The organism is Streptomyces katrae (genome assembly GCF_000966975.1).
GTDB lineage: Bacteria > Actinomycetota > Actinomycetes > Streptomycetales > Streptomycetaceae > Streptomyces > Streptomyces katrae.
Window position 1 is genome coordinate 1 of record NZ_JZWV01001682.1, and the last position, 436, is coordinate 436.

A 436-nucleotide genomic window follows, 5' to 3' on the forward strand; every position below is an offset into this window, starting at 1 on the left:
GTCCCAAGGGCCGGCGTCGACGCGGTAGCCGGGCCGGAGCGCCCCGGCCGCGGTGAGGCGGAGGAGGTGCTCGTCCTCCTGGGCCATCTCGGCGGCCTTGTCCCGGGCCGTGGCCTCGTCGGGGCTGTTCGCCTTCACGGCCACGGCTCCCCGGGGCCCTTGGATCTTCCAGGCCCGGGAGCCGCGCCGGTCACTCAGGAGCCTTGCGGTGAGGGGATCGCCGAGTTGTTCGGTGAGGCGGGTGAGGGCTTCACCGGGGGGAGGAAGCGCTTGGCCCATGTCTTGATCTCCTTCCACTGGTCGGGGACGTGCTCGAGGAGGTCGCGACCGTCGTCCACTGCGACGGAGAGCGCGGCCGCCAGGTCCGGGGTCGCGGTGAGGAAGCGGGGGTCGCGGCGGCGTACGGCGGCCCTCACCGGGAGGAACGAGGCAGGGG

General features: G+C 73.9%; 1 pseudogene. It reads right to left on the minus strand.

From position 1 onward, the window contains the following. Positions 1-194: 194 nt before the first annotated feature. A pseudogene (locus VR44_RS40070) lies at positions 195-436 on the minus strand (hypothetical protein); the annotation flags it as partial.